The organism is Bacillota bacterium, assembly GCA_040754675.1.
GTDB lineage: Bacteria > Bacillota > Limnochordia > Limnochordales > Geochordaceae > Geochorda.
Genome location: JBFMCJ010000589.1, coordinates 1 through 2425, shown reverse-complemented (window position 1 = coordinate 2425; position 2425 = coordinate 1). Strand labels below are relative to the sequence as shown.

Sequence of the window (2425 nt, the reverse complement as noted above, 5' to 3'; positions counted from 1 at the left end):
GCCGGCGCTGCAGGAGTCCATCCGGCTGAGAAACCCCTACGTGGACGCGCTCAGCTACCTTCAGGTGTTGTTCCTGCGCCGCCGCCGGGCAAGCCCCGGCGAGGAGGACCGCTTCGGCATCCTGGTGACCATCAGCGGAGTGGCGGCGGGGCTCCGCAACACCGGGTAGCGGGAGCCGGCAGGCGGGCGGCGGCAGGAGCCCGTCACCCCCCGGCGAAGCTGTGATCGTAAGCGTTCTCATAATGGCGAGGGAGAGGCCGTGAAGGTTCGGGCGGCTGTCCTGCACGAACTCGGCGAACCCTTGGTCGTTGAGGACCTGGACCTGGCGGAACCCGGCCCGGGCGAGGTGCTGGTACGCGTGGCCGCTGCCGGTGTCTGCCACAGCGACCTGCACGTGCTCACCGGCGACCTGCCGCAGCCGCTGCCCGTCGTGCCGGGCCACGAAGCCGCCGGGGTGGTGGAGGCGGTGGGGCCGGGCGTCACCCACGTGCAGGTGGGCGATCACGTGGTGACCTCCTGGATCCCGGCGTGCGGGTCGTGCCACTTTTGCCGCGCGGGTCGCCCCGAGCTTTGCGACGAGGCAAGCGCCCTCTCCGTGGCGGGCACGTTACGGGACGGCACGACTCGCTTCGAAAAGGACGGCCAGGCGGTTCACCACTTCATCGAGGTCTCGGCTTCTCGGAGCGCATCGTGGTGCCGGCCAGCGGCGTCATCTCGGTTCCACGCGAGCTGCCTCTCGACAGGGCCGCGCTGCTCGGCTGCGCCGTCACCACCGGCGCGGGCGCGGTCTGGAACACGGCGCGGGTCCGCCCCGGGGAGAGCGTGGCGGTCATCGGGTGCGGCGGGGTGGGCCTCAACGTGGTGCAGGCGGCCGCCCTGTCGGGCGCCTGGCCCGTCATCGCGGTGGACGTGGTGCCCGAGAAGCTGGCGCTTGCCCGCCGGCTCGGCGCCTCGCACGCCGTCAATGCGGCCGAGCACGACGTGGTGACCGCCATCGTCGACCTGACGGACGGGCTGGGTGCGGACTATGCGTTCGAGGTGATCGGGCGGCCTGAAACCATCGTCGAGGCGTTCGGCGCGGTGCGAAAGGGCGGCATGGCCGTGGTGGTGGGGGTGGCGCCGCCCAACGCGGAGGTCGCCATCAACGCGTTCGCTCTACCCTCGACGGAGAAGGTGCTGACGGGCACCTGGTACGGCCGTTCCAACCCCCACGTGGACATTCCGCGCCTTGCGGCACTGTACCTGGCCGGGCGCTTCAAGCTCGCCGAACTCATTTCGCATCGCTACCGTCTTGACGAGATCAACACCGCGTTCAGCGATCTGCGTGCCGGCCATGTTGCACGGGGCGTGGTTGAGTTCGAGAAGACGGCATGAAGGAGAGACCCCGTAAGGTCCGGGCTCGTGCGAGAGCAGCTTCGGGAGAGGGGTTGGTGTTCTTCGGATGCCGCTTTTCCGGGACGCTTCGCACCTCTACGAACTTCTGGGCGGCTTCTTCGCCTCCCAGACGGACACCGCCGAAGCCGAGTACATCGGCAAGCAGAACTTCGTGGTCCAGTTCATCTACCACGAGCCGGACGCGCTCATCACCATCGGCCCTGCAGGCAGCCTCAGCCTCGGCTCGGGCCGGCCGGCCCCGGGGGCAGGCGGGCGGTTCGAGGCGGGGCAGGGGGCATCCGGGCGGTTCCTCGAGATCGCGTTCGGCGAGGTGAGCGTGCAGCCGGAGCTGACCTTCGAGATGAAGGCCGAGGTGGCGCACCGGTTCTGGCTGGGCAAGGTCAATCTGCCCACGGCGCTCGCCCGCCAGCAGATCAAGGCCAGGGGTCCGCTCTCCAAGGCGCTCAAGCTGTTGCCGACGCTTCAGAAGCTCTTTCCCCGCTACGAGCAGTTCCTGAAGGACCGCGGAGCCGCCGAACTCATCCCGGCTTGAGGTGAAAGACGTGCGCACCGAGCTATTCATCGGCGGGCAGTGGGAGGGTGCGGCGGACGGCGGGCGGCTTGCGGTGATCGACCCGGCCACCGAAGAGGTCGTCGCGGAGGTCGCCTGCGCGGGGCCCAAAGACGTCGAGCGCGCGGTGCAGGCCGCCTCCGCCGCCTTCGAGGACCGCCGCTGGACGGCCATCGACCCGCTGGAACGTGCCCGCATCCTCGCTCATGTCGCCCGCGGCATCCGGGAGCGCCAGGCGGAACTCGCCGAACTCATCACCCGGGAGAACGGGATGCCCATCAACTTCTCCACGTTCAGCGAGGTGCCGATGGCCGCCGACGTGTTTGACTACTTCGCGGGCGTGGTGGCGCAGATCGCGGGCGAAACCCCGCCCTTCGCGCTCCCTGGCGCTCCGCCTGACATCTTCGTCATGACGCTCAAGGAGCCGGTCGGCCCGGCCGGCCTCATCACGCCCTGGAACTTTCCGCTCCTCATGCCCTC

At 69.6% G+C, this 2425-nt stretch carries 4 protein-coding genes and 1 pseudogene; all 5 read left to right on the top strand.

Annotated features, from left to right (window positions below):
* Nucleotides 1-40 precede the first annotated feature (40 nt).
* The gene (locus AB1609_21285) at nt 41-169 is read left to right on the top strand and encodes a phosphoenolpyruvate carboxylase (GenBank protein MEW6048969.1); all 129 of its coding nucleotides are present in this window, start codon (nt 41-43) and stop codon (nt 167-169) included.
* 90 nt (nt 170-259) lie between these two features.
* Nucleotides 260-562: pseudogene (locus AB1609_21280) on the top strand (alcohol dehydrogenase catalytic domain-containing protein).
* 131 nt (nt 563-693) lie between these two features.
* The gene (locus AB1609_21275) at nt 694-1374 is read left to right on the top strand and encodes a zinc-binding dehydrogenase (GenBank protein ID MEW6048968.1); all 681 of its coding nucleotides are present in this window, start codon (nt 694-696) and stop codon (nt 1372-1374) included.
* A gap of 67 nt (nt 1375-1441) precedes the next feature.
* Entirely contained in the window at nt 1442-1927 is a 486-nt protein-coding gene (locus tag AB1609_21270) for a hypothetical protein (GenBank protein MEW6048967.1), read from the top strand.
* Between the two features lie 10 nt (nt 1928-1937).
* Nucleotides 1938-2425: aldehyde dehydrogenase family protein (locus tag AB1609_21265; GenBank protein ID MEW6048966.1), on the top strand; the 488-nt coding region annotated here is incomplete at its 3' end.

What these genes read in the sequence shown, in the direction of transcription:
- AB1609_21270 (MEW6048967.1), top strand. Translation starts at nt 1,442, where the DNA reads ATGCCGCTTTTCCGGGACGCTTCGCACCTCTACGAACTTCTGGGCGGC.